The organism is Paenibacillus sp. FSL H3-0457, from assembly GCF_037981725.1.
In the GTDB taxonomy this organism is placed as follows: domain Bacteria; phylum Bacillota; class Bacilli; order Paenibacillales; family Paenibacillaceae; genus Paenibacillus; species Paenibacillus amylolyticus.
In genome coordinates, this window is record NZ_CP150283.1 from 689,908 (window position 1) to 715,082 (window position 25,175).

Below are 25,175 nucleotides of genomic sequence, written 5' to 3' on the forward strand. Positions count from 1 at the left end.
GGTTGATTTTTGTATAAACAAGCTAAATTACATTCCGTAGGTCGAATTGACAATAAGTTAAGTAAATTACCTTTGTTTGTTACTAAATTTATTGAAAGTAAGAAGCATAGGCTTTTAATTGGCTGATTACAGAGAAATTTACCACAGTTCAACAAAGAACAGAAATTGAATTATCCATGCTAGAAAATATTAACGATATGTGAAAAAGAAAGCTTCCTTTGGAACGATAATCTAAGAAAAATTAAAAGGATATAAGAGGGCTATAATCTATAAAGCTTTATTTTAGGGTTGACAATATATAAAATTTCAAACAAAATATATGCTATAGCATATATAAAATTCATATGCATAACTTTATGAAAGAGGGGTAGATATGTTCATTTTTATCACAGTTTTACAGGTTCTATTAGGTGGTTTTTTCCTTTTTACAGGAAGCAAAATTATTTCCGGTAAAATGGCCAATGAGTTTAAACGTTTTGGACTGCCATCGTTCTTTAATGTTTTGACTGGTTCGTTCGAGATTGTGGGGGCAGCTGGTATGATCGTTGGCATCTGGATGCCTGTCGCAGCAATTTTAGCTGGTTTGCTTCTAGCCGGAACAATGCTTGCTGGAGCGTTTACTTTAATAGTCTTAGCTAAAGATCCGATTCAGAAGGCCATTCCAGCACTCATTTTGTTCATACTTAGCTTGATTGTATCCATGTATCATTTTTTCTAAACGAAATTAACGAATTTTTGACGGATTTCATGTGTAACCTTTGAGAGATCGACTATATTTGATTTAAGAAAATGATAAATGAGGGTACTGCAATGGACTTATATAATATTACCGGCTTCTTGATCCATCGTACAGATGTCAAGCTTACAAACTATTTTACGAAACAATTAAAGCCCTACAAGGTGACACCGGAGCAGTGGAGCATTATCTCCTGTCTTGATATAGATAAAGCTATGACTCAAAAAGAGCTGGCGGAGGCCATCGATCGGGATCAAACAACGGTAGTGAGAATGATACATTCTTTAGAACGCAAGGGCATGGTTCGACGTATTGTTCATGATCAGGATAAGCGCTCACATTATTTATATTTGTCCTCTAAAGGTCAAGAAGTTAAAGGAAAGCTGTTGTTAACAGTTAAAAACGCGCATGACTATGTTACACGAGGTTTGGAACACGATGAATTAAATCAGTTAAAAACGATATTAGATAAACTGTACCGAAATGTGCAAGAAGATTAGTTAGACTCTATACCAGAGGATGAATCATGACAACTACATGCCGAAGCACAAAATTTGTGAGATTTTTTCCGAATGAAGCGGCAAGAATAAGGATTCAGCTTCTACTTACTTTAGAAGGAGCTATCAGAAATATATGGTCGAATATCATCGTTCACTGGATATTTAATTCCATCAATTCGATTATCCCAGCAATATTTTTAGTTGTACTCAAGCTGATAGGAGCTGCTTGATTTTTTCCTGAACATATTACTAGAGAAAGAAGGGGAGGAAAGATCACTGGATTAGGATTCTAACTGGTTTTGAGATAGCGGCAATTCGCATACGATTAAGTATTTATGTTTCTGTAGAAGAATAGAAGACGGAATGATTTTAATTTAAATGAATAAAGTATTCTAAAATGAGACTGTTATCTAATACTAGATAGTGGTCTTTTTGCTATGTATTATTAAGATAAAATATCGCAAAAATCCGTATACATTATCATTTATGAAGATGCAAAATGAGTTTTGCGCTTTTTCCTACTTATCATGAAAATATGTCCTGATAGATAAACTTTATTGATGACTTTTTCTCACTAATTATGACAAGTGGTGTGCTGTGTCGGTGGTCATATTAAATTGAGTTCAGGAGAGGGTCGATGATCATGCAGCAGTTAAAAGGGTTCTATATACAGTTTTTGAGGGAACCTCTGTAGTTTAAAGCATTGATCGATCCTGACTACACTACTACTTTCAATTGTATTTAGCAGTTCAGCCTTTTCAGAGCAGGGCAACTACCAAAGCATCTCTAAATTAGCTATCGCTATTTTCTTCGTCGCATATGGAGTGAAGCTGTGGGGCAATCCGAAGGTTTCTATAGCCTTTTTTTTCCTAGCTCTGATCAGTATCTATTTATCTTGGCATAGCTTGGATTTTGCGAATATCTAGCATTAAACCTATACGACGGTTTCGTTTTTATTGTTTCTTATCTAATGAGAGTAATGAAGGGAGAAAGTGCTGCTCCGTTTTGGAGTGGCACCAATTCCCACCTTTATCCGTAGTATCTAAGTATGTCCATTCTATTAAAAATTGGATTGGCAACTATATTCAATAAAGGAGGATACATAATATGAAGAATTGGAAACGCATGCTCTTATCTCTTACCATCTCAGTAGGTTTGCTTGCATCTGCAGTGCCAGCTATGGCTGCTCCACAAGGAACTTCCGTAAAGGTTAATGATCAAGCTGTGGAATATGCTACAGGAGCACCAATCCTGGAGAAAGGTACAACATTGGTTCCACTGCGGACTACGCTGGATGCTATGGATGTGAAGCTAACAACTGCGACAGATGATACGATCACGGCTGTAGTAGATGGCAAAACGATTACACTCAAAAGCAAGCTTACACGTATCAACGGTGTAACGTATGCGCCAATCCGCATCGTCGGTGATGCAGCGGGTTATGAAGTTCGCTGGGATGCTGCAACGCGCACCGTGCTGTTGGTATCCAAAGGTGGAGCAACCGAAACTGCTCAAACCGGTGGACGTGGATTCATGTGGGAAGTTGAAAGCAATGGCAACACGGTCTATCTGGTAGGGTCCATGCATATTGCGGATGAGAGCTTCTATCCATTGCGTCCGGAGTTTGAAGAAGCCTTTGCGGAAGCTGACTATCTCGGGGTAGAGATTGATATTAGCAAAGCCGCTGATGAAGAGCAGCAAAAGCTGGTTCTAAGTCTGGGTTCGTATCAAGATGGAACAACACTGAAAGACCACATTTCCAGTGAAACGTATACTAAGCTGGGTGATGTATTGAAGAAAAATGGTCTGGAGTCTAACGCCTTGGATGCATTTAAGCCTTGGGTAGTAGAGAGCACACTTGCAAGTTTGAAGTCCACAACGGCAGGATACGAAGCGTCAGCAGGAGTGGATCTGTATTTCATCCAGAAAGCGATCGAGCGCAAACTTCCAGTTATTGAGTTGGAGAGTTATCAATCTCAACTTGGCATGTTTAACGACTTTTCCAAAGAAACACAAGAGGAAACACTGAAAGCGACAATCGAAAACTTCGACGTGTTGGATAACAGTGTGAAAGAAATGGCTGAGATGTGGAAAACGGGTAATGACGAGCAACTGCTTGAACTGACAAACAGCTTCTCCACTAACGAGGAATATAACAAAGCAATGCTGGTTGATCGTAACATTGGTATGGCGGACAAAATCGATGGTTACTTGAAAAACGGCAAAGGTGAGGAGTATTTCATTGTTGTTGGAGCGGCACACTACTTGGGCGATCACGGCATCGTGAAACTGCTTGAGGATAAAGGATATAAAGTAGAACGGAAATAAATGTAGATTACTATAGAAGGAACCCTTTCGTCTCGAATATGAGAGTTGAAAGGGTTACCTTCTTATATATAGAAGAAAGACAGGTTTTAAATAAAGAAGATTAAGCTGCAGGATAATACAATTGAACTTAAGAGTTCATGGTAGATTGAAGGTCCTTAATATGGTTAGATCGTGGATTTGATATGTTTTGAAATTAACTCTTTACAAGTGTGTGTTCTACATGGTATATTCTATTTCCGGCCAAAAAAACACGAGATACACGGTGCGGCAAGCAATTGAAATAAGCTTCGAAAGAAAATTAAAAAAAGAGCTTGCAAAGTTGGTTCGGACATGATATTATATAAGAGTTGCTGAAGAGAACAACATTCGGTAACGAAACAAGTTTGATCTTTGAAAACTGAACAACGAGTGAGTAAACATTCTGCTTGCAGAATGAACGCAAAAGTTTGAGACAAGCCTTGGCTTGAATCGACTGGAGCACAAATGAGATTTTTAATCTCGTCAGATTCAAAATGAGCTTATCGCTCTTTTCAATACTTTATTGGAGAGTTTGATCCTGGCTCAGGACGAACGCTGGCGGCATGCCTAATACATGCAAGTCGAGCGGACTTGAAGAGAAGCTTGCTTCTCTGATGGTTAGCGGCGGACGGGTGAGTAACACGTAGGCAACCTGCCCTCAAGTTTGGGACAACTACCGGAAACGGTAGCTAATACCGAATAATTGTTTTCTTCGCCTGAAGGAAACTGGAAAGACGGAGCAATCTGTCACTTGGGGATGGGCCTGCGGCGCATTAGCTAGTTGGTGAGGTAACGGCTCACCAAGGCGACGATGCGTAGCCGACCTGAGAGGGTGATCGGCCACACTGGGACTGAGACACGGCCCAGACTCCTACGGGAGGCAGCAGTAGGGAATCTTCCGCAATGGGCGAAAGCCTGACGGAGCAATGCCGCGTGAGTGATGAAGGTTTTCGGATCGTAAAGCTCTGTTGCCAGGGAAGAACGCTTGGGAGAGTAACTGCTCTCAAGGTGACGGTACCTGAGAAGAAAGCCCCGGCTAACTACGTGCCAGCAGCCGCGGTAATACGTAGGGGGCAAGCGTTGTCCGGAATTATTGGGCGTAAAGCGCGCGCAGGCGGTCATTTAAGTCTGGTGTTTAATCCCGGGGCTCAACCCCGGATCGCACTGGAAACTGGGTGACTTGAGTGCAGAAGAGGAGAGTGGAATTCCACGTGTAGCGGTGAAATGCGTAGATATGTGGAGGAACACCAGTGGCGAAGGCGACTCTCTGGGCTGTAACTGACGCTGAGGCGCGAAAGCGTGGGGAGCAAACAGGATTAGATACCCTGGTAGTCCACGCCGTAAACGATGAGTGCTAGGTGTTAGGGGTTTCGATACCCTTGGTGCCGAAGTTAACACATTAAGCACTCCGCCTGGGGAGTACGGTCGCAAGACTGAAACTCAAAGGAATTGACGGGGACCCGCACAAGCAGTGGAGTATGTGGTTTAATTCGAAGCAACGCGAAGAACCTTACCAGGTCTTGACATCCCTCTGATCGATGCAGAGATGTATCTTTCCTTCGGGACAGAGGAGACAGGTGGTGCATGGTTGTCGTCAGCTCGTGTCGTGAGATGTTGGGTTAAGTCCCGCAACGAGCGCAACCCTTATATTTAGTTGCCAGCACTTCGGGTGGGCACTCTAGATAGACTGCCGGTGACAAACCGGAGGAAGGTGGGGATGACGTCAAATCATCATGCCCCTTATGACCTGGGCTACACACGTACTACAATGGCCGGTACAACGGGCTGCGAAATCGCGAGATGGAGCCAATCCCAACAAAGCCGGTCTCAGTTCGGATTGCAGGCTGCAACTCGCCTGCATGAAGTCGGAATTGCTAGTAATCGCGGATCAGCATGCCGCGGTGAATACGTTCCCGGGTCTTGTACACACCGCCCGTCACACCACGAGAGTTTATAACACCCGAAGTCGGTGGGGTAACCGCAAGGAGCCAGCCGCCGAAGGTGGGATAGATGATTGGGGTGAAGTCGTAACAAGGTAGCCGTATCGGAAGGTGCGGCTGGATCACCTCCTTTCTATGGAGAATCGTTTCCCGAGTGGAAACATTCAAATACGCAGCTTAGCTGCAAAACACTCACTCGTTGTTCGGTTTTGAGAGCTCAAACTCTCAAAACAGCTTGCTTTTGCATGGAGCTTGTTCTTTGAAAACTAGATATCGAAACGAAACAAACGCGAATTAGAACATTCCTTTTTAGCTGAACTTGTGTTAAAACAAGTTTCAATAAAAACGGTAGATTGCACGTACGATGGTATCGAATGGGAGCGACTTTTGGCTTTGCGCAAGCAAACCAAGGGAAGCGAGCAGTCGAAACCGGAGCACGAGGTTAAGCTACTAAGAGCACACGGAGGATGCCTAGGCGCTAGGAGCCGATGAAGGACGTGGCGAACAACGAAACTGCCTCGGGGAGCTGTAAGCAAGCTTTGATCCGGGGGTGTCCGAATGGGGAAACCCAGCTGGGGTAATTTCCAGTTACTCACAACTGAATACATAGGTTGTGTAGAGGCATACCAGGGGAACTGAAACATCTAAGTACCCTGAGGAAGAGAAAACAATAGTGATTCCGTCAGTAGCGGCGAGCGAACGCGGAGAAGCCCAAACCAGAGAGCTTGCTCTTTGGGGTTGTGGGACGTCTCACATGGAGTTACAAAGGAACCGGTTAAGCGAAGAGGTCTGGAAAGGCCCGCCAAAGAAGGTAAAAGCCCTGTAGTTGAAAGTTGGTTCCCTCCGAGACGGATCCCGAGTAGTGCGGGGCACGTGAAACCCCGTATGAATCCGGCAGGACCATCTGCCAAGGCTAAATACTTCCTAGCGACCGATAGTGAAGCAGTACCGTGAGGGAAAGGTGAAAAGCACCCCGGAAGGGGAGTGAAATAGAACCTGAAACCGTGTGCTTACAAAAAGTCAGAGCCCGTTTTAGGGGTGATGGCGTGCCTTTTGTAGAATGAACCGGCGAGTTACGTTCCCGTGCAAGGTTAAGGTGAAGAGCCGGAGCCGCAGCGAAAGCGAGTCTGAATAGGGCGACATAGTACGTGGACGTAGACCCGAAACCGGGTGATCTACCCCTGTCCAGGGTGAAGGTGCGGTAACACGCACTGGAGGCCCGAACCCACGCATGTTGAAAAATGCGGGGATGAGGTGGGGGTAGCGGAGAAATTCCAATCGAACTCGGAGATAGCTGGTTCTCCCCGAAATAGCTTTAGGGCTAGCCTCGGAAAACAGAGTCGTGGAGGTAGAGCACTGATTGGGTGCGGGGCCCGCAAGGGTTACCAAGCTCAGTCAAACTCCGAATGCCATAGACTTACTTCCGGGAGTCAGACAGTGAGTGCTAAGATCCATTGTCAAAAGGGAAACAGCCCAGACCATCAGCTAAGGTCCCCAAGTGTGTGTTAAGTGGGAAAGGATGTGGAGTTGCACAGACAACCAGGATGTTGGCTTAGAAGCAGCCACCATTGAAAGAGTGCGTAATAGCTCACTGGTCGAGTGACTCTGCGCCGAAAATGTAACGGGGCTAAACACACCACCGAAGCTATGGCTTGATGCTTTGCATCAGGGGTAGGGGAGCGTTGTATAAGGGTTGAAGGTGTACCGTAAGGAGCGCTGGACATTATACAAGTGAGAATGCCGGTATGAGTAACGAAAAGATCAGTGAGAATCTGATCCGCCGAAAGCCTAAGGGTTCCTGAGGAAGGCTCGTCCGCTCAGGGTAAGTCGGGACCTAAGGCGAGGCCGAAAGGCGTAGTCGAAGGACAACAGGTCGAAATTCCTGTACCACCGTAAGCCGTTATGAGCAATGGGGGGACGCAGTAGGGTAGTGACGCGGACTGATGGATGTCCGTCTAAGCAGTAAGGCTGATGTGTAGGCAAATCCGCACATTGTAAGGCTGAGCTGTGATGGGGAGCGAAAATTATAGTAGCGAAGGTCATGATCTCACACTGCCAAGAAAAGCCTCTAGCCAGGTGATGGTGCCCGTACCGCAAACCGACACAGGTAGGCGAGAAGAGTATTCTAAGGCGCGCGGAAGAACTCTCGTTAAGGAACTCGGCAAAATGACCCCGTAACTTCGGGAGAAGGGGTGCCCCGGTAGTGTGAATAGCACGAGGGGGCCGCAGTGAAAAGGCCCAAGCGACTGTTTAGCAAAAACACAGGTCTGTGCGAAGCCGTAAGGCGAAGTATACGGGCTGACGCCTGCCCGGTGCTGGAAGGTTAAGGGGAGTGGTTAGGAGCAATCCGAAGCTGTGAACCGAAGCCCCAGTAAACGGCGGCCGTAACTATAACGGTCCTAAGGTAGCGAAATTCCTTGTCAGGTAAATTCTGACCCGCACGAATGGCGTAACGACTTGGGCGCTGTCTCAACGAGAGATCCGGTGAAATTTTAATACCTGTGAAGATGCAGGTTACCCGCGACAAGACGGAAAGACCCCATGGAGCTTTACTGCAGCTTGATATTGAATTTGGGTACGATCTGTACAGGATAGGTGGGAGCCTTTGAAGTGTGAGCGCCAGCTTGCATGGAGGCAACGTTGGGATACCACCCTGATCGTATCTAGGTTCTAACCTGGTACCGTAATCCGGTGCGGGGACAGTGTCAGGTGGGCAGTTTGACTGGGGCGGTCGCCTCCTAAAGAGTAACGGAGGCGCCCAAAGGTTCCCTCAGAATGGTTGGAAATCATTCGAAGAGTGCAAAGGCATAAGGGAGCTTGACTGCGAGACCTACAAGTCGAGCAGGGACGAAAGTCGGGCTTAGTGATCCGGTGGTACCGCATGGAAGGGCCATCGCTCAACGGATAAAAGCTACCCTGGGGATAACAGGCTTATCTCCCCCAAGAGTCCACATCGACGGGGAGGTTTGGCACCTCGATGTCGGCTCATCGCATCCTGGGGCTGAAGTAGGTCCCAAGGGTTGGGCTGTTCGCCCATTAAAGCGGTACGCGAGCTGGGTTCAGAACGTCGTGAGACAGTTCGGTCCCTATCTGTCGTGGGCGTAGGAAATTTGAGAGGAGCTGTCCTTAGTACGAGAGGACCGGGATGGACGTACCGCTGGTGTACCAGTTGTTCCGCCAGGAGCACCGCTGGGTAGCTATGTACGGACGGGATAAACGCTGAAAGCATCTAAGCGTGAAGCCCCCCTCAAGATGAGATTTCCCAGTATGTAAGACCCCTTGAAGACGACGAGGTAGATAGGCTGGGGGTGGAAGTGCAGCAATGCATGGAGCTGACCAGTACTAATCGGTCGAGGGCTTATCCAATAGCAAGTTGTCATTCGCGTGTTTCGTTTCGAATCTAGTTTTCAGAGAACGATCTCTGAATGTAAGCTAAGCTATGCGTTTGGTGGCGATGGCGGAGGGGTTCCACACGTACCCATCCCGAACACGACCGTTAAGCCCTCTAGCGCCGATGGTACTTGGACCGCAGGGTCCTGGGAGAGTAGGACGCCGCCAAGCAATCTAAAGACACACTTGATGATATCGAGTGTGTCTTTTTGTTTTACTATTTTTCAGCGGAAAACAACTAACTTTATAGATGAGACGAAAATAAGATCCTTCACTTATATGAAGACTTTCAATATTATTGATCAGACTATTAATGCTGGTATGTATACTTCCCTCTGTTCGACTTCTGATTCTTAGCTCCTTCAGCAACCTTTCAGTTGAATTTAACGTACGTTTCAGTGGGATAGGGTATAGTGAAGCCAAGTAAAGAGGGGGGGGAAATCATAATGAATATATCTTCTACAGCCAGCTCCACTACATCATACATATCGACATCTTCGAGTTCGGACAATTCAAGTAGCTTGGATAAACAAAAGACGAAGCTTGAGGCTCAACTGGAGAAAGTGCAATCCAGCAAGGACGATGAACAGACTAAGGAGACAAAGACCAAACAGCTTCAACAGCAGATCAAACAGATTGAGACACAGATTGCACAGCAAAGCTCTCAAGGAGCCGGTACAACTGCTACGAAGGAGGCTCCACCTGCCCAACCACCATCCAATGGAATGGGAGTAGCTACCCCTAAGGAGATTGCAAACGCAACGACAGACAGCAATGGTCGATTTGATATACGTATCTAATTCCATCTAAATTTAGGAAAAAACACTGCCCTGACCGATCTATATTGATCGTGCAGGGCTTTGTATATTAGTTTTTTAGATTATTTATGAGGTCTACCTACATTTTATCTACGTTCCATTGATCTTCTATCTGTTGCTGTTATTACCTGTTAACGTTATTCAGACTGCAGCGCGTGTATTCGCTCCGTAAGGGATCGTTTTCTATAGTACAGGGCTATGGTTGCGAGAACCAGCATTTCGGACAGCGGTACGGCAAGCCACACACCCGTGACACCAAAGAATGAAGGCAGGACTGCAATCAACGCAATCATGATGATCATTTCACGCGCAGCTGTAATCCAGATGGCCATTTTGGCATTGCCTACAGATTGGAAATAGGTGCTCATGACAAAGTTAACACCCATAAACACATAGGCAAATGTAAATATACGTAATCCGTAAACGGCATTATCCGTTACACCACTACTGAAGTTTCCAAAGATTTGCACGAAATAAGGTGCACCGATCTGAACAACAACCAGTAACAATAGACCGCATGCCAGAGCTGTTTTAGTGGCTAAACGTATCGTTTGTTGTACCCGTTTTATCTGATTGGCACCGTGATAATAGCTGATCAGAGGTTGGGCAGCAGACGCCAGACCCAGGAACGCTAACAATACCACACCATGAATATAGTTCAACACGGTAAAGGATGCTACACCATCCGTGCCTGCAATGCGGTCCATGGAGATATTGTGAGAGACAGAGAAGACCGACATGCCAAGTTCAGCCAGAAAGCTGGGGAAACCAATGAGTAGAAGGGAAGCCAGCAGTTTGTTTTTCCATTTGAACCGGGTGAACGTGAGATTATTTGTTTTTTTGAAAAAGTGAGTGAACAGAACAAGTAACGCAAGAGACGCCGATACAATTGTACCGAGGGCCACACCGCGTACACCCCATTCGAGTACATATAATGTTATATAATTGATGATAATATTGGCAACAGCAAACGTAATCTGAGCGTACATGGAAGTGTTGGGATTCCCATCGTTTCGTACAAAGATAGAGAGTGCATTCTCAATGGTGAAAACAAACCCGAACAATAACATGATATTCATATAGTCCGAAGCAAACGGGAAAGTCTCGGCATTAGCACCGAGGGAGTATACCAGTTTGTCTTTGAATGTAAATGCAACATATCCAATGGCTACCGTAACTAACATAATGAGCATAATGGATTTGGTGAAAATTTGTTTGGCTGAAGTGATATCTTTTCTACCCATAGCGTTGGAGTACAACGTTGCCCCGCCCATACCAATCCACAGCGACATGGCAACAAAGAGCGTGTAGACAGGTGAGGCAATGCCGATCCCGGCCATTGCGGTAGAACCCAGTTTGTGTCCAACCATAATGCCGTCGATAATAAAATTAAAAGCAACTACCAGCATCCCCAATACAGAAGGCACGAGGTAACTTATAAAAGCTTTACCTACAGATTGCCCTTCCAATGGATGCGTCCAATTCGTATTCATAATGACCTCCGTTAGTAAACTGAATGTTCATTCTGTATTTAATAATACTGAACGTTCGTTCTGTATGATAACACGCCATGAATTCTCTTGGCAACTTTTGCGTTTAAATATTGTTTATGTGATAGAGTAGGTGGATATTTATAAGGCGGGAGGAATCTCTTGATGAAACAAAATAAATACGATGAAGCAGAGTTTTTCAATAACTACAGTAAGATGGCTCGTTCCGTTCAAGGGCTGGATGCAGCGGGGGAGTGGCATGAACTACAGACTCTTTTGCCTGAATTGAAGGACAAGCGTGTGCTGGATTTGGGATGTGGTTTTGGGTGGCACTGCCGGTATGCGCGAGAGCAACAAGCGAGTTCAGTGATCGGTGTAGATCTGTCCGAAAATATGCTTCAGCGTGCTCGTGAAATGACGGACGACCCACAGATCCAGTACAAGCAGCTGGCGATTGAAGATATTGAATTTGCACCGGGACAATTCGATGTTGTGATCAGTTCGCTGGCTTTTCATTATATTGAACGGTTAGACACGGTGTATGCTAAGATCAATGATTGTCTCGTAGAAGGGGGCACGTTTGTCCTTTCATCTGAACATCCCATTTTTACCGCTCGTGCTGCGCAGGATTGGCATTATGGACCCGAAGGTGAGATCTTACACTGGCCCGTGGATGATTACCACGATGAAGGGAAGCGTGTGGCGGACTTTCTGAATCAGGATGTGGTCAAATATCATCGCACTCTGGCAACACATCTCAATGAACTGATTAAGGCAGGGTTTGCTATTCAAAAGGTGGCTGAATCCAAACCATCACCAGAGATGATCGAACAGGTTCCAGGCATGCGAGACGAAAATCGAAGACCGATGTTTCTGATGATTGCTGCTGTGAAAGTATAACGATGAAAATGATATGATAGACCAGAGGGCAGAAAGAAACTGAGGAAGTGGAGCGTTCGCTTAAAAGCTTTCTGATAGAGATTTCTAACTAAGCAAACTTGAAGGAATCAGCGTGTTCAGCGATGTTGAACATGCTGTTTTTTTATTTTGCTACAATAATAAGAAATAATGTCCAAAACAGGGAACCAAATCACATTAGACTCAGTCATATTAAGTGAGGTGAACAACAGTTGGATGATCAATTACTGGCACAGGCTCAGACCATAGACAATTACACACTTAGTAGCATAATGGATGACTACGGAAATGACGTCTGGAATTACGCTTATTTTCTGACCAAAAGTGCCGAACAGGCAGATGAATTGTCACAGGAGGTATTTATTCGGGCGTACTCGGGGATCGCTCATTATCGTGGAGATTGCTCATTGAAAACCTGGCTGTTGACGATTACTAGAAACACGACTTTTACATATCGAAAATCCAGATTTTTTCGTAGCAGTCTGTGGGGAGAGACGTTACCCATTGAGACAGAGCGTGGGGGTTCGAGCCAAAGAGTCATGATTGCAGAGCAGTCTGCACATCCTTCGGCCGAAATGGAAGTGATGCGTAAGGAGCATATCCATGAAATCTGGGATATTGTTCTGGCGTTGCCAAAGAAGTTCCGGGAGATTCTTTTGCTGAATCTGAAATATGAGCTTACGACGAGTGAGATTGCTGAGATGTTGAAAATCAGCTTAGGCACAGTAAAATCCAGACTATCCCGAGGTAAGGATAAGGTACGGAAACAATGGGAGGAGCGAAGCAAATGACACACAAGGATGAGCAATGGGAGAAGGAAATCCGGAAGGGACCGTTTGCTTTGTCTCCTTTTACAGAGGATCACAAGCGAAAGGTGCTTCAACAGGTGGAGTGGATGAAGAAGTCGGAAGAGGGAAGCAAGGGAGATAGGCCAGAGAGCAAGTCTAATTTGTCCAGGCCGCAAGTAGGTAACGTATCACATAAGCGTCGCCTTAGAAGAGGGCCTCTTGTTGCCGGCACGGGTGCGTTGGTTATTGCTGCTGGATTGTTCCTATGGATCTGGGATGATGGACAGCTGGTGAAACCCGTGATCGAGCAGGTCTATCCGACAGCAGCGTTACAGTTATCCGATGGTTTGAACACAAATCTGCTAACCGACAAAATGAAAAGAAATGTTGCGACTACGATGCGAGATGATCTGGGTAAACAGCTGAAGATTACGAAAGTGGAAGATTTGCCTGTGTCCGGCAGAATATATGTAGAGGCTGGAAATGAAAGTGAGAAGGAGTATGCACAGATATGGCTCGATGCGACAACAGGGAATCTGCGTGAAGTACAGATGAGACGAGAGATGCAGCCAAGTGAGCTGGAACACCGTTATCTGCGTCAAGTTCCATCCCTTTTGCAAAGTATAGGCAGCACTCCAACGCTTAAACCTGCATCAGTCCAACGTTTTGTGAGTATGAAGCAAGGGGAATTGGAGCCGATATCACATACGACATTAGCGTTAGAGAATGAGACTGGCGATGGTTATGGGGAGATTGTATGGCAACAGGACAAGGCTGTCTCGATCACAGGCGACCTTAGACCTGATCAAGTATCCCAGGCAGCGCTGACGGATGCCAGAAACGCGATTGAGGCTCTGTCTGGTAAAGCCAATCTTGATCTGGTAAGAGCAAGCCGAAGCAAAGATGATGAACTCGGCAAGGATACAGTCTCCTTTTCCTTTAAAGATAACTACTTTGTCCAGATAACCGAAGGAAAAGCGGGCTTGGGTTATACGGTTGGGGATGCTAATCATTATGAGCAAGACTTTGCAGACTGGGAAGAAATAGAGGCTTATTATCAGGAACTATATAACATACAGGAGTCTCTTCTTAGAGGAGAAGTAGAACCTATAATTAAAAAAATATTTAAAATGGATCTTCAAGCGTATAAACTTCACCGTAATCCTGACCATCCAGGCATGGTCACATTTGAACTGGAGTCGAGCACGGATGTTTTTCAGGTTGAATACAGGGAAGATGGACGGATCAAGATGATTACCAGAGGCGAGTTATAGAGCTTGATCTTATATGTTACAATTTACTTCATAGATGGAATGTGTATAAGGAGATAACGATGAAATATTTGGTGAGTTCATGTCTGGCAGGGGTAGCTTGCCGTTACAATGGAACAGCGAGCCTGGATGAGAAAATTCAGGAGCTGGTGGAGCAGGAGCAGGCTAAGATGGTATGTCCGGAGCTGCTTGGCGGATTCTCCACTCCACGGGAACCGGCTGAAATTATCGGTGGCACGGGTAAAGATGTACTGGCAGGCACTGCAAAAGTGATCGAGAAAAGCGGCAAGGATGTCACAGAGCTGTATATTAAGGGAGCCTATCAGACGCTCGAATGGGCGCGAGAATTGAATGTATCGTGTGTGGTACTGAAGGAGTTTAGTCCGTCCTGTGGTACAAAGATGATCTATGATGGGAATTTTGCCAATCACAAGGTAACTGGAGAAGGTGTCACCTCAGCATTGTTGAGACAAGAAGGATATACCGTCATTTCTGAAAATGAATGGATGCAGCAACTATAGGTCGCACAGATTATCGTTTCATATTCACAGAAAAGCCGCTGGATTATATCCTGGCGGCTTTTCTGTTGTCTCCCATTACTTTTCTCATCAAATGAATAAAGTCAATTTTCCTGAAATGCTAACAAACAATATGGATACATACGATATAGATATAAGATATATAAGGCTATCTACTATTTAAAGTGGGGGAATAATCATGTCAATTCAGTCTAAGCCAAAAAATAAGAAAGGAAATAAACTCAAAAATATGAAATTAACAACAACGATGGTCATCATGACTGTAATTAGTCTAATCGGCTTGTTTACTGTTTTTCTGATTGGGATTTTCGGAATGAACGAAGCAAAAACGGGACAAGGCATCCTCTATAATGACCGCTTCCAGCATCAAACCAATGTTCTGGAACTGAAAAGTAATTTCTATAATATGCGCGCCAATTATACAAAGGTTCTTGATAATGCAGAGTATACCGACAAACAGTACGATCAGGTTCAGAAAGGTAAGAAGAGTATCACGGATGGCTTGAATGAATTTTCAGCAAGAACATTGGATACCAAAGAAAAAGAGATATTTGCAGATTTGGTAGCAAAGATGGATACATATTATCAGGATATTGAGCAAATCATGGATACCAAAAAGATGTCGGGCACCTACGATAGTGAAGAGAGAGGAAGAATTAACAAAAGCAGTACAGCGATTGTGGAGACGATCACCCTGTTGAGTGCGCATAACGAAGAAGAGTCAGCCAAGCTCTATGCGGATACACAGGAAGTAATTCAGCAGCGAGCATTGGTGCTCGGTTCGGTTCTTTTGTTTTCACTTGCAGCACTCATTCTTATTTCATTTGTAGTGATTCGCAGTATACGTCAACGAATGAAAGCGATCACCCGTTATTGTGAAGAAATAACGCAAGGCAACTTAACGGCATCCTTAGATCCGCATCTAACACAGGGAAATAATGAGATAAGTGTTATCGCACGAGCTATTCGTACAATGACCGATTCCACAACCAATGTCATTCGTGGTGTAATTCAGGAATCTCATCATATCAACCAGGTTAGCGATCTTACCAACCAGAACATGGCTGGTCTGAATGAACGGATTCGTGAAGTATCAGCTACAGTTGAAGAGCTTTCGGCTGCAATGGAAGAGGCTTCAGCCCATACGGAAAATATGAATCATTCGGCTGCGGAGATGCAACAGGGAGCTGAATATATATCGGAACAGACATCTAAACAAGCAGAGTCCGCCTATGTGACCAGCACGAAGGCTGAAAAGTTGAAGCAGGAAGCCCGCGAATCGAGCCGAGCAGCCATAGACATGTACGATCATACGAGTAAGAAGATGTCAGAAGCGCTGGAACGTGCAACTGCTGTAGATCAGATTGGTATATTATCTCAATCTATTTTGGATGTTACAGCGCAGACTAATCTGCTTGCACTCAATGCATCCATTGAAGCTGCAAGAGCTGGAGAAGCAGGCAGGGGTTTTGCGGTTGTTGCAAGCGAGATTAGAAAGTTGGCTGATGATTCCAGACAGGCTGCCGATCAAATTCAGCAGGTCACGGAAGAAGTTATGCAGTCTGTAACCAATCTGTCCTCGAATGCCAAAGAATTGCTATCCTTTATGTTCAATCAGGTTGGCAAAGATTATAAATTATTGGAGGATACAGCTGAACAGTATTATGTCGATTCCCTTGATCATGCCAATGCAGTTAAAGATCTCAATGCAACCTCACAACAAGTGACTGCAAATATCAAAATACTAGTGGGCTCCATTCACGAGATTGCATCAGCCAGTGAACAATCCGCCGCATCCAGTCAGGAAATCGCAGGACATATGGTCGCTTCTGCTGCGCAATCTGTGGAAGTAGTTAAACAATCTGATCAAGTCAAGGATAGTGCATTAAATCTGAATAAGCTGGTTCAAGATTTCAAGATTTAAAAGAAAAGAGTCATAGATAATCCACTAGGGCCATGTATGTGCCCAGTGGATTATTGCTGTCTTTCATCCAATACTTACTTTTATAAACCAAGAAACAATAATGTGCGTACTTTTAATTTATACACATAGGTCCTAAACTAATACTTGAGATGAAACCACTTTAACATTATTGTTCAACATAAAAAAAATATATAAAAGGACGTGGAGCTCCATGGAAGTTACAGCAAAGTCAAAGACAAAGGAAGACATCTTAAAGGCGTATCATTTCCGGCATGCAACAAAGATATTTGATGATACCCGCAAAATCTCGGATGAGGATTTCCAATTTATATTGGAAACAGGCAGATTATCTCCAAGTTCCATTGGTCTTGAACCGTGGAAGTTTCTGATTGTACAAAATCCAAACCTGCGTAAGCGTCTGTCCGAAGTCTCTTCCGGCGCGCAAAAGCAATTGGCTACAGCAAGCCATTTTGTTGTTATTTTGGCCCGATCAGATGCCAGTTATAATTCTCCTTATGCGGAGTACATGTTGAAGGAAACAAAGGGAATGCCAAATAACGTATTTGAGCTAACAAGTGAGGCTTATGGAAAGTTTCAAAATAACCAGAAGATTCTGGATAATCCACGATCATTATTCGACTGGGCATCTAAACAAACTTATATTGCTCTCGGCAACATGATGACGGCGGCAGCTCAGATCGAGATTGATTCTTGTCCAATCGAAGGTTTCAGCCGTGAGGGCGTCCACCGTATTATGGAAGAAGAGGGCTTGCTGGAAAATGGCGCATGGGGCGTCTCTATGATGGCAGCCTTCGGTTATCGGGCAGAGGAGCCCCAGCGTGAGAAGTCCCGACAATCCGTTGAGAAAATCACGCAATGGATTAACTGAATTCAGCATGAATCCAACATGAATTCAAAAAACGATTAGCTAAGATCTAACATTATAGATCAGGATCAAAGTAGAATCGAAACAGCCCGATATTTTCCACATGTTAGAAGGGTGGAGAGGGCTGTTTTTCTTTTCATAAAAAAAAAAAACTTGAAAATACATAGATGTCTATGTATAATGAGGTCATGCCTAAATACAACGCAATTGCACTGATTGCAAGAATCAGAGACCATGTCAATAAACGGATTGTACACGAATTGGAACAGCATGAGGTAACAGGGATTGTTCCTTCTCATGGAGATGTATTGATGTTCTTGTACCGGGAAGAGACGCTGTCAATCAAGATGTTGGCTGAACGTGTTCAACGCACGCAACCAACGGTAACGGTACTGGTCAACAAGCTGGAGAAGCTCGGATATGTTGAACGCAGCAAGAGTGCAGAAGATAGCCGGGTGACGATGATTCGCCTAACCGAACAGGGGAAGCGACTCGAACCGATCTTTCATCAGGTATCAGAGCAGATTAATGACATCATCTATAGTGGCTTGTCCGATGAACAGTCGGAGCAATTGGAGAGCTTGTTATCCATTATTGTCCGAAAGTTATAATGAATGAACTCTTCTGTCTGCAACCCTTCCAGATTTGAATGGGTGGAGGCAGAGGAGCCCCAATATTTTTTTACCCATATACATAGATATCTATGTATGCGGAAGCGTATCAATGTAACCCCATTTTCGCAACCTAACTCAAACCAAACCTGGAGGGATTCACACCATGAAACATCTTATCGTATATGCTCACCCACACACAGACAGCTTGAATAACGCAATCCTCAATACTGCTGTAGAAGCTCTCGAAGCTCAAGGCCATGAAGTGGTTGTCCGTGACTTGTACAAACTTGGATTCCAACCCGTACTGACTGAAGCTGACACAGCTTCCATGCGTGCAGGACAGACACCACAGGATATCGCAACAGAGCAACAGTTTGTTACGGATGCAGAAGTTATCACATTCATCTATCCGATCTGGTGGACAGGTCTTCCTGCCATTATGAAAGGATATGTTGACCGTGTATTCGCTTATGGTTTTGCATATGCAGCAGGTGAAGCGGGAATCGAGAAATTGCTGACAGGCAAAAAAGGACTCATCATCAACACGCATGGTACACCAAATGAAATTTACGATCAGATTGGCATGACTGCTGGACTGAAATTAACTTCAGACGTAGGTATCTTCGATTTTGTAGGTATTGAAGCCGTAGATCATCTGCTCTTCGGTAGTATTGGATACCTGGATGCACCCGCATATCAAGCCATGTTGGATCAGGTTAAACAGACGATTACAATCAATTTCTAATATGGATGTTGAATCCAGATACGGATTCCATATGATACCAGACCGACTCGATCATGAGTCGGTTTGTTTGTTCATGTGTTTGCAAAATGCATGAAAGGGGGTATAATTTACCCATGGAACCTATACTTATATTTAAAGCATTATCGAACGAGACACGTAGACAAATCCTGTTGTGGCTCAAAAACCCGGAGCAACACTTCCCACCGCTGGAACTATCTCAGCATCCGGATGGTGGCAAGAACGGAATCTGTGTTGGCACGATTCAAGTGAAGGCTGGACTGGCTCAGTCGGTTATATCCAGTTATCTGCTGACTATGCTCAAGGCAGGGTTGCTGCTCTCCGAGCGCAGAGGACAATGGACGTATTATCGGCGCAACGAAGAGACGATACGTCAGTTTGCCGAATACGTACAGAACGAGTTATAAGCCGGATGCCGGAACGGAAGCTAGGATGCATATGCACGCAGGGATTCCGTCCGGATGTAAACGGCTAGTTTATCATCACATCATCATATCCAGTTGCGATTTAATTAATCTATATATCTGGATATACAAAAATATAATCATCGAGGAGATTAAACGATAATGACTACTGAAAATACGGCTTCATCCCATAAAGAACACATCAATGACGTTAAGCTTTCCATCCTGGATCTGGCCCCCGTCGTTGTGGGTGCAACACCTGCTGATGCTTTGCGCAACAGTCTCGATCTGGCACAGCATGCTGAGCGTTGGGGGTATCACCGTTACTGGGTAGCTGAACATCACAACATGCCGGGTATTGCTTCATCCGCAACTTCGGTTGTTATTGGATATCTGGCTGGTGGAACCAAAACGATTCGTCTGGGTTCAGGAGGCATCATGTTGCCCAACCATGCACCGCTTGTCATCGCTGAGCAGTTCGGCACACTGGAATCCTTGTATCCTGGCAGAATTGACCTGGGACTGGGTCGCGCACCAGGGAGTGACCGCCGTACATCGCTTGCACTACGCAAAGATCTGAACAGTGGGGAAGATTTCCCTGAGCTGTTGGCAGAACTTAGAGCATACTTTGATGCTTCGGCGACATCTTATCATGCGCCTGTTCGCGCAGTTCCTGGAGAAGGATTAAATATTCCAATTTACCTCTTGGGGTCCAGTGATTTCAGTGCACGTCTGGCAGGTCAGCTGGGATTGCCGTTTGCTTTTGCCAGCCACTTCTCGCCCGATTACACCCGGATTGCACTGGAAACGTATCGAAACAACTTCCAACCATCTGATAGCTTGAAGGAGCCACATGTGATTGTTGGTGTTAACGCCGTTGTTGCGGATACAGACGAGGAAGCAGCATGGCTGGGTACAACGATGCAACAGCAGTTCCTGAACATTATTCGTGGCACAACGGGATTGGTACAGCCTCCGGCAGAGATGGAAGGCAAATGGACGGATCGTGAGAAAGCTGGTGTGGAGCAGACGCTGAAGGCAGCTGTTAATGGTTCACCAGAAACCGTACGTGGACAGTTGGAGTCTTTCATTCGGCAGACGCAGGCAGATGAGCTGATTATTACGTCGATGATCTATGATCATAAGGCACGTCTGCATTCCTATGAGTTAATCGCACAATTAGCGGGAAAAGCTTAATCTTCATTTTTCAGCATAAAAGCTGGCTTATTGGTAGGGTATAGCTATAAATTTACGGTTCGTCTCCCAGTGAGGCGAGCCGTTTTTGAATAGGGAGAATTTGCAAATGATTCGTGTGGGGCAGAAGACTCATTTTGGGGTAAAATGACTTTACCGGTTTAATTTGAAACGGTTAAACAGCACCATACGTATAAATCCAGAGTGTTATACATATGTTGGCTTGTACAAGGTATTTTAGATACATAAGAGAGGACGACACGCCTATGGAGCAACCTGAGCAACCCCGCGTTTGGCCGGAGCGGTTCAAGCGATTTTTTCTTAACAACAAGTTTGTTCTATTTCTGCTGATTCTGCTGTTGGTGGGACTGAACGTGATGGTTCTGACCAAAGTATCCTTTGTTCTTCATCCGCTCGCAGTACTCATCAAAACCATTGTGTTACCTATTATTCTGTCAGGCATACTCTATTATCTGCTGAATCCGATTGTGGATGTGATGGAGCGGTGGAAAATTAAGCGTGGCTGGTCCATTCTGATCCTGTATCTTGCGATTGGAGGCATTCTGACCGTCGTAGTGCTGGCGGTCATTCCGGTTGTACGGAACCAGATTATGGGGCTGATCGAAAATTTCCCAACATACAGCGAGACGGTAAAACAGCAGTTTGAGGAGCTTACGGGCAGTAAATTGTTCGGTCAGTTCCAGGAGACGGTGAATCTGAATTCGCAGGACTGGTGGGGAACAATCTCGCAAAAGGCTACTGAAATTCTAAACTCGACCTGGACCAAATTGGGCGGATTCCTCGGAGCTTTCACTGAGACTGTACTGTCTATCGTAACGGTTCCGTTCATTCTGTTCTATCTGCTGAAAGACGGCAAGAAGCTGCCAGCTAAAATTCTGTCTTTCCTGCCGATCAAGAGCCGTACGGGCGCAATGCATGTGCTGGAAGACATCAATCACCAGATCAGTTCATTCATTCGTGGACAGATTATCGTCAGCTTCTGCATCGGTATTCTGCTCTACATCGGTTATATGGTCATTGGTCTGGATTATGCACTGATTCTTGCAATTATCGCATCGTTCACAAGTGTTGTTCCGTATCTGGGACCAGCAATTGCGATTACACCTGCGTTGATTGTGGCCCTGGTTACTTCGCCGGTGATGCTGTTGAAGATGGTTGCCGTATGGACAATCGTGCAGTTAATCGAGGGTAAATTCATCTCACCACAGATCATGGGCAAAACGCTGAAGATTCATCCCATCACGATTATCTTTGTCATTCTGACTTCGGGTAATCTGTTTGGAGTCGTGGGCATTCTGCTCGCTGTTCCAGGATACGCGGTGCTGAAAGTATGTGTATCACATATCTTCAACTGGTTCAAGGACAGATCGGGCCTGTACGACCCGAACAAGAACAATCTTTTATAACCGAAGTGGCAAGCTCCAATGGATAGTTAATCAGAAGATATAGTCACTTTGTATCCATCCTGTATAAAACGGTACCCTTACCAAGAAGAACCCCCAACCATCGGCATATAGCCGAGAGGCGGGGGTTCTTCTGCATGAACAAGCTTGGCTGCTGCCTAGCTGTGTTTAATATGCTGGAGCGTTTGCAGGAAAATCTGCTCAATATGAGCATCATCCAGAGAGTAGTACACGGTCTTACCTTCCTTGCGCCGCTTGACGATCCGCATGTTGCGGAGTGAACGCAGCTGGTGTGAAATGGCCGACTGTCCCATGTCGAGCAGAACCGTCAGGTCATGAACACATAATTCCTTCTGTAACAGCGCATCAATAATACGTAGACGTGTGGGGTCGCTGAATGCCTTGAACCAATCTGCCATCTCGGAAGATGTCTCCCGATCTATGAGTGAAGTGCGAATCGTCTGCACGTCGGCTTCAGTACCTGAGCAGGCTGCATCACATTCGCTTGGTGCTTTAACCGGTTGTTCCATTTCCTATCACCGCCTATGTTAACTCAACATTTGCATAATTCGATTTAACCATTTGGTAAGTACAACAGCTAGACGAATAAAACCATTTCGATCTAATTGTTGTTGATTGGAATTCACTGGTTCGGATTTATGCAAAAGTTTAACTATAGCTCTATTATATCCAAAACCCGCCTAAAGCGAAATGATTACTATTAGCATAATCTGTATGAAAAATCAACAACGATTGTTGACACTCATGTTTAGGCGTGCATATAATAGGGGTAACCAAACATATGAATGAGTGCTCATATATTGAATACAATTGAAATATAACATCGTTTTTGTACTGCAAAGGGGAGAATTCACATGGGAACCGGACAGGAACAGGTGAAAAGGGAACTGCTACTTGATGGATTGGATTGTGCGAACTGCGCATTAAAGATCGAGAATGGCGTCAAAAAAATTAAGGGCATTAACGAATGCTCTGTCAATTTTGTTACCAAAACATTATCGCTGCACACCACTTCCGATATGGATGAACAGGTAGTGGAAGAAGCAAAGCGCAAAGTGCTTCGGCTGGAGCCGCATATTCGCATTTCGGAAAAAGGAAAACACGTGAACGGACATGTGCACACCCATACAGGGAGTGCAGGTGGTTCGCATAACCACAGTCATGACCATGCCGGACATAATCATGGACATTCACATTCACATGGCAAACACTCGCATACTCATGATCAACATCAACATGGTCATACACATGAGCACGGGAGTCATGCTGGGCATGATCACAGCCATACCCATGATGATGCCCATGCAGGCCACTCACATGAACATGGTGCAGGACAGACAAAAGTGTTGCTTGCTCGTCTTGCTGCAGGTTCTGTGCTGCTCGCAGCTGCAATCTGGTCGCCACTGGAGGGCTGGGCACAGTTTACTCTATATGCGCTCGCTTATCTGATTGCCGGGGGAGATATCGTGCTCCAGGCGTCCAAAAACATCATCCGCGGTCAGGTATTCGATGAATACTTCCTGATGTCCGTCGCTACCTTGGGTGCCTTTGCTATTGCAGAGTATCCGGAAGGGGTAGCGGTCATGCTCTTTTATCAGCTCGGGGAGCTGTTTCAGGGCATGGCGGTTAATCGGTCACGCAAGTCGATTCAAGCGCTCATGGACATTCGCCCGGACTACGCGAATATCCTGACGGGTTCGGGTGACGAGACCCGTCGTGTATCTCCAGAAGACGTACGAATTGGTGATCGTATTGTCGTGAAAGCAGGAGAGCGAGTACCGCTGGATGGTATCGTTAGAGCTGGGCGTTCCATGGTGGACACTTCTGCTCTGACAGGGGAATCCGTACCTCGTGAGCTGGAGTCCGGAAGTGATGTACTGAGTGGATTTGTGAACAAAAATGGTATGTTGACGATTGAAGTCACCAAAACGTTTGGTGAATCAACGGTATCCAAGATTTTGGACCTGGTGCAGAACGCGAGCAGTCGGAAAGCGAAAACAGAACATTTTATTAGTAAATTCGCTCGTTATTACACACCGGTTGTTGTTATCCTTGCAGCCTTGATTGCATTTGTTCCCCCATTGATACTTAGTGGTGCAACATTTGCTGACTGGATCTATCGTGCATTGGTCTTCCTAGTTATCTCATGCCCTTGTGCGCTCGTGGTCTCTATTCCACTTGGTTTCTTTGGTGGTATCGGAGCAGCTTCACGTAACGGGATTCTTGTCAAAGGCAGTAACTACCTTGAAGCGTTGAACGATGTGAAAGTTGTTGTTTTTGATAAAACGGGTACACTAACCAAAGGTGTATTCAAAGTAACAGCCATTCATCCCGAAGGTGGACGCACGGAAGAAGAACTGATGGAGCTTGCAGCCATTGCCGAAGCCAATTCCAATCATCCAATTGCTGAATCCATTCGCGCAGCTTGGGCCAAGGCCATTCCCACGCAAGGTGTGGAAGGTTATGACGAAGTTGCCGGACATGGGATTAAGGTGAGTGTGAATGGTCGGGAAGTGTTGGCAGGCAACGCCAAATTAATGAAGCAGGCGGGTATATCCTATACCACACCAGAGACAGCCGGAACGATAGTCCACGTGGCTGAAGCTGGCACGTATGTTGGTCATCTGATCATTGCCGATGAAGTGAAGGATGACGCAGCCGCGGCCATTCAGGCGCTGAAGAAACTCGGCATTCGCAAAACGGTCATGCTGACAGGTGATGCCAAAGCCGTAGGTGAAGCGGTAGGACGTGAGCTGGGTGTGGATGAGGTCTACGCTGAATTGTTGCCACAGGATAAAGTCGAGCGTCTGGAGCAACTGGAAGCTGCCAAATCTCCGAAGGAGAAAATGGTGTTTGTCGGTGACGGTATCAACGATACACCTGTGCTGGCACGCGCCGATGTGGGTGTGGCCATGGGTGGACTTGGTTCAGATGCCGCGATTGAAGCGGCAGATGTGGTCATCATGACCGATGAACCGTCGAAACTAGCGAGTGCAATCCGCATTGCGAAGCGCACACGAATGATTGTATGGCAAAATATCGCGTTTGCTCTGGGGGTTAAAGCGATCTTCCTGTTACTCGGTGTGTTTGGCATAGCTACCATGTGGGAAGCGGTATTCTCTGATGTCGGTGTCACGGTGCTGGCTGTCCTGAACGCCATGCGTGTACTTCGTGTGAAGAATATCTAAGTTTACGAAACGATCCAGGCG

Annotated in this window: 18 protein-coding genes and 3 rRNA genes; 19 read left to right on the top strand and 2 right to left on the bottom strand. The window is 45.5% G+C overall.

Features of this window, described 5'->3' with window-relative positions:
• Positions 1 to 373: 373 nt before the first annotated feature.
• From MHH25_RS03215 to MHH25_RS03245, 7 genes are all read left to right on the top strand, one after another.
• Entirely contained in the window at positions 374 to 718 is a 345-nt protein-coding gene (locus MHH25_RS03215; RefSeq protein WP_036668601.1) for a DoxX family protein, read from the top strand.
• A gap of 92 nt (positions 719 to 810) precedes the next feature.
• Entirely contained in the window at positions 811 to 1,236 is a 426-nt protein-coding gene (locus MHH25_RS03220) for a MarR family transcriptional regulator (protein WP_036613157.1), read from the top strand.
• A 1,107-nt stretch (positions 1,237 to 2,343) separates the two neighbouring features.
• Entirely contained in the window at positions 2,344 to 3,564 is a 1,221-nt protein-coding gene (locus MHH25_RS03225; protein WP_340019147.1) for a TraB/GumN family protein, read from the top strand.
• A 538-nt stretch (positions 3,565 to 4,102) separates the two neighbouring features.
• Positions 4,103 to 5,655 (top strand): 16S ribosomal RNA (locus MHH25_RS03230).
• 307 nt (positions 5,656 to 5,962) lie between these two features.
• A 23S ribosomal RNA gene (locus MHH25_RS03235) occupies positions 5,963 to 8,888 on the top strand.
• A 78-nt stretch (positions 8,889 to 8,966) separates the two neighbouring features.
• Positions 8,967 to 9,083 (top strand): 5S ribosomal RNA (gene rrf / locus MHH25_RS03240).
• Together the 16S, 23S and 5S rRNA genes form the textbook arrangement of a ribosomal RNA operon.
• Positions 9,084 to 9,358: 275 nt before the next feature.
• Positions 9,359 to 9,712 (top strand): FlxA-like family protein, encoded by a 354-nt coding sequence (locus MHH25_RS03245; RefSeq protein WP_340019148.1) that lies wholly within the window; start codon positions 9,359 to 9,361, stop codon positions 9,710 to 9,712.
• A gap of 155 nt (positions 9,713 to 9,867) precedes the next feature.
• Here MHH25_RS03245 and MHH25_RS03250 read toward each other — a convergent pair whose 3' ends face one another.
• Complete coding sequence (locus tag MHH25_RS03250) at positions 9,868 to 11,223, bottom strand: MATE family efflux transporter (RefSeq protein ID WP_340019149.1); 1,356 nt, start codon at positions 11,221 to 11,223, stop codon at positions 9,868 to 9,870.
• Between the two features lie 162 nt (positions 11,224 to 11,385).
• On the opposite strand from MHH25_RS03250, the gene MHH25_RS03255 reads away from it, so the two are divergent.
• The 11 genes from MHH25_RS03255 (at position 11,386) to MHH25_RS03305 (ending at position 21,948) form a co-directional block, all read left to right on the top strand.
• A complete protein-coding gene (locus tag MHH25_RS03255; protein WP_340019150.1) occupies positions 11,386 to 12,120 on the top strand; it encodes a class I SAM-dependent methyltransferase in 735 nt (244 codons plus the stop codon).
• Between the two features lie 230 nt (positions 12,121 to 12,350).
• Positions 12,351 to 12,929: an RNA polymerase sigma factor gene (locus MHH25_RS03260; RefSeq protein ID WP_340019151.1), complete on the top strand. Its 579-nt coding sequence runs from the start codon at positions 12,351 to 12,353 to the stop codon at positions 12,927 to 12,929.
• Positions 12,926 to 14,200: a hypothetical protein gene (locus MHH25_RS03265; protein WP_340019152.1), complete on the top strand. Its 1,275-nt coding sequence runs from the start codon at positions 12,926 to 12,928 to the stop codon at positions 14,198 to 14,200. Before MHH25_RS03260 ends, MHH25_RS03265 begins: the two co-directional genes overlap by 4 nt.
• A 59-nt stretch (positions 14,201 to 14,259) precedes the next feature.
• Positions 14,260 to 14,718 (top strand): DUF523 domain-containing protein, encoded by a 459-nt coding sequence (locus tag MHH25_RS03270; RefSeq protein WP_036672736.1) that lies wholly within the window; start codon positions 14,260 to 14,262, stop codon positions 14,716 to 14,718.
• A gap of 196 nt (positions 14,719 to 14,914) precedes the next feature.
• Entirely contained in the window at positions 14,915 to 16,660 is a 1,746-nt protein-coding gene (locus MHH25_RS03275) for a methyl-accepting chemotaxis protein (RefSeq protein WP_340019153.1), read from the top strand.
• Between the two features lie 211 nt (positions 16,661 to 16,871).
• Positions 16,872 to 17,549: an NAD(P)H-dependent oxidoreductase gene (locus MHH25_RS03280; RefSeq protein WP_036614223.1), complete on the top strand. Its 678-nt coding sequence runs from the start codon at positions 16,872 to 16,874 to the stop codon at positions 17,547 to 17,549.
• 185 nt (positions 17,550 to 17,734) lie between these two features.
• Positions 17,735 to 18,157 carry a MarR family transcriptional regulator gene (locus MHH25_RS03285; protein ID WP_091018819.1) on the top strand — a complete coding sequence of 141 codons (423 nt, stop codon included), beginning with the start codon at positions 17,735 to 17,737 and terminating at the stop codon, positions 18,155 to 18,157.
• 166 nt (positions 18,158 to 18,323) lie between these two features.
• The gene (locus MHH25_RS03290; protein ID WP_338707693.1) at positions 18,324 to 18,905 is read left to right on the top strand and encodes an NAD(P)H-dependent oxidoreductase; all 582 of its coding nucleotides are present in this window, start codon (positions 18,324 to 18,326) and stop codon (positions 18,903 to 18,905) included.
• A 113-nt stretch (positions 18,906 to 19,018) separates the two neighbouring features.
• On the top strand, positions 19,019 to 19,330 hold the full coding sequence (locus MHH25_RS03295) for a metalloregulator ArsR/SmtB family transcription factor (RefSeq protein WP_036668255.1): 312 nt from the start codon (positions 19,019 to 19,021) through the stop codon (positions 19,328 to 19,330).
• Positions 19,331 to 19,489: 159 nt separating this feature from the next.
• A complete protein-coding gene (locus MHH25_RS03300; RefSeq protein WP_051449565.1) occupies positions 19,490 to 20,524 on the top strand; it encodes an LLM class flavin-dependent oxidoreductase in 1,035 nt (344 codons plus the stop codon).
• Between the two features lie 263 nt (positions 20,525 to 20,787).
• Positions 20,788 to 21,948, top strand: a complete 1,161-nt coding sequence (locus MHH25_RS03305; RefSeq protein ID WP_338707694.1) for an AI-2E family transporter — start codon at positions 20,788 to 20,790, stop codon at positions 21,946 to 21,948.
• Positions 21,949 to 22,103: 155 nt separating this feature from the next.
• Here the strand turns inward: MHH25_RS03305 and MHH25_RS03310 are convergent, their stop codons facing one another.
• Positions 22,104 to 22,475: a metalloregulator ArsR/SmtB family transcription factor gene (locus tag MHH25_RS03310; protein ID WP_036614212.1), complete on the bottom strand. Its 372-nt coding sequence runs from the start codon at positions 22,473 to 22,475 to the stop codon at positions 22,104 to 22,106.
• A gap of 345 nt (positions 22,476 to 22,820) precedes the next feature.
• Here MHH25_RS03310 and MHH25_RS03315 point away from each other — a divergent pair, with 345 nt between their 5' ends.
• Positions 22,821 to 25,154, top strand: coding sequence for a heavy metal translocating P-type ATPase (locus MHH25_RS03315; protein ID WP_340019154.1), 2,334 nt, complete (start codon positions 22,821 to 22,823; stop codon positions 25,152 to 25,154).
• Positions 25,155 to 25,175 lie beyond the last annotated feature (21 nt).

Excerpts from the sequence above, each read along its gene's own strand:
- MHH25_RS03265 (WP_340019152.1), top strand. The coding sequence starts at position 12,926 with ATGACACACAAGGATGAGCAATGGGAGAAGGAAATCCGGAAGGGACCG.
- MHH25_RS03225 (WP_340019147.1), top strand. The coding sequence starts at position 2,344 with ATGAAGAATTGGAAACGCATGCTCTTATCTCTTACCATCTCAGTAGGT.
- MHH25_RS03300 (WP_051449565.1), top strand. The coding sequence starts at position 19,490 with ATGACTACTGAAAATACGGCTTCATCCCATAAAGAACACATCAATGAC.
- MHH25_RS03295 (WP_036668255.1), top strand. The coding sequence starts at position 19,019 with ATGGAACCTATACTTATATTTAAAGCATTATCGAACGAGACACGTAGA.
- MHH25_RS03280 (WP_036614223.1), top strand. The coding sequence starts at position 16,872 with ATGGAAGTTACAGCAAAGTCAAAGACAAAGGAAGACATCTTAAAGGCG.
- MHH25_RS03290 (WP_338707693.1), top strand. The coding sequence starts at position 18,324 with ATGAAACATCTTATCGTATATGCTCACCCACACACAGACAGCTTGAAT.
- MHH25_RS03315 (WP_340019154.1), top strand. The coding sequence starts at position 22,821 with ATGGGAACCGGACAGGAACAGGTGAAAAGGGAACTGCTACTTGATGGA.
- MHH25_RS03220 (WP_036613157.1), top strand. The coding sequence starts at position 811 with ATGGACTTATATAATATTACCGGCTTCTTGATCCATCGTACAGATGTC.
- MHH25_RS03270 (WP_036672736.1), top strand. The coding sequence starts at position 14,260 with ATGAAATATTTGGTGAGTTCATGTCTGGCAGGGGTAGCTTGCCGTTAC.
- MHH25_RS03310 (WP_036614212.1), bottom strand. The coding sequence starts at position 22,475 with ATGGAACAACCGGTTAAAGCACCAAGCGAATGTGATGCAGCCTGCTCA.
- MHH25_RS03250 (WP_340019149.1), bottom strand. The coding sequence starts at position 11,223 with ATGAATACGAATTGGACGCATCCATTGGAAGGGCAATCTGTAGGTAAA.
- MHH25_RS03275 (WP_340019153.1), top strand. The coding sequence starts at position 14,915 with ATGTCAATTCAGTCTAAGCCAAAAAATAAGAAAGGAAATAAACTCAAA.
- MHH25_RS03255 (WP_340019150.1), top strand. The coding sequence starts at position 11,386 with ATGAAACAAAATAAATACGATGAAGCAGAGTTTTTCAATAACTACAGT.
- MHH25_RS03305 (WP_338707694.1), top strand. The coding sequence starts at position 20,788 with ATGGAGCAACCTGAGCAACCCCGCGTTTGGCCGGAGCGGTTCAAGCGA.
- MHH25_RS03215 (WP_036668601.1), top strand. The coding sequence starts at position 374 with ATGTTCATTTTTATCACAGTTTTACAGGTTCTATTAGGTGGTTTTTTC.
- MHH25_RS03245 (WP_340019148.1), top strand. The coding sequence starts at position 9,359 with ATGAATATATCTTCTACAGCCAGCTCCACTACATCATACATATCGACA.
- MHH25_RS03285 (WP_091018819.1), top strand. The coding sequence starts at position 17,735 with ATGCCTAAATACAACGCAATTGCACTGATTGCAAGAATCAGAGACCAT.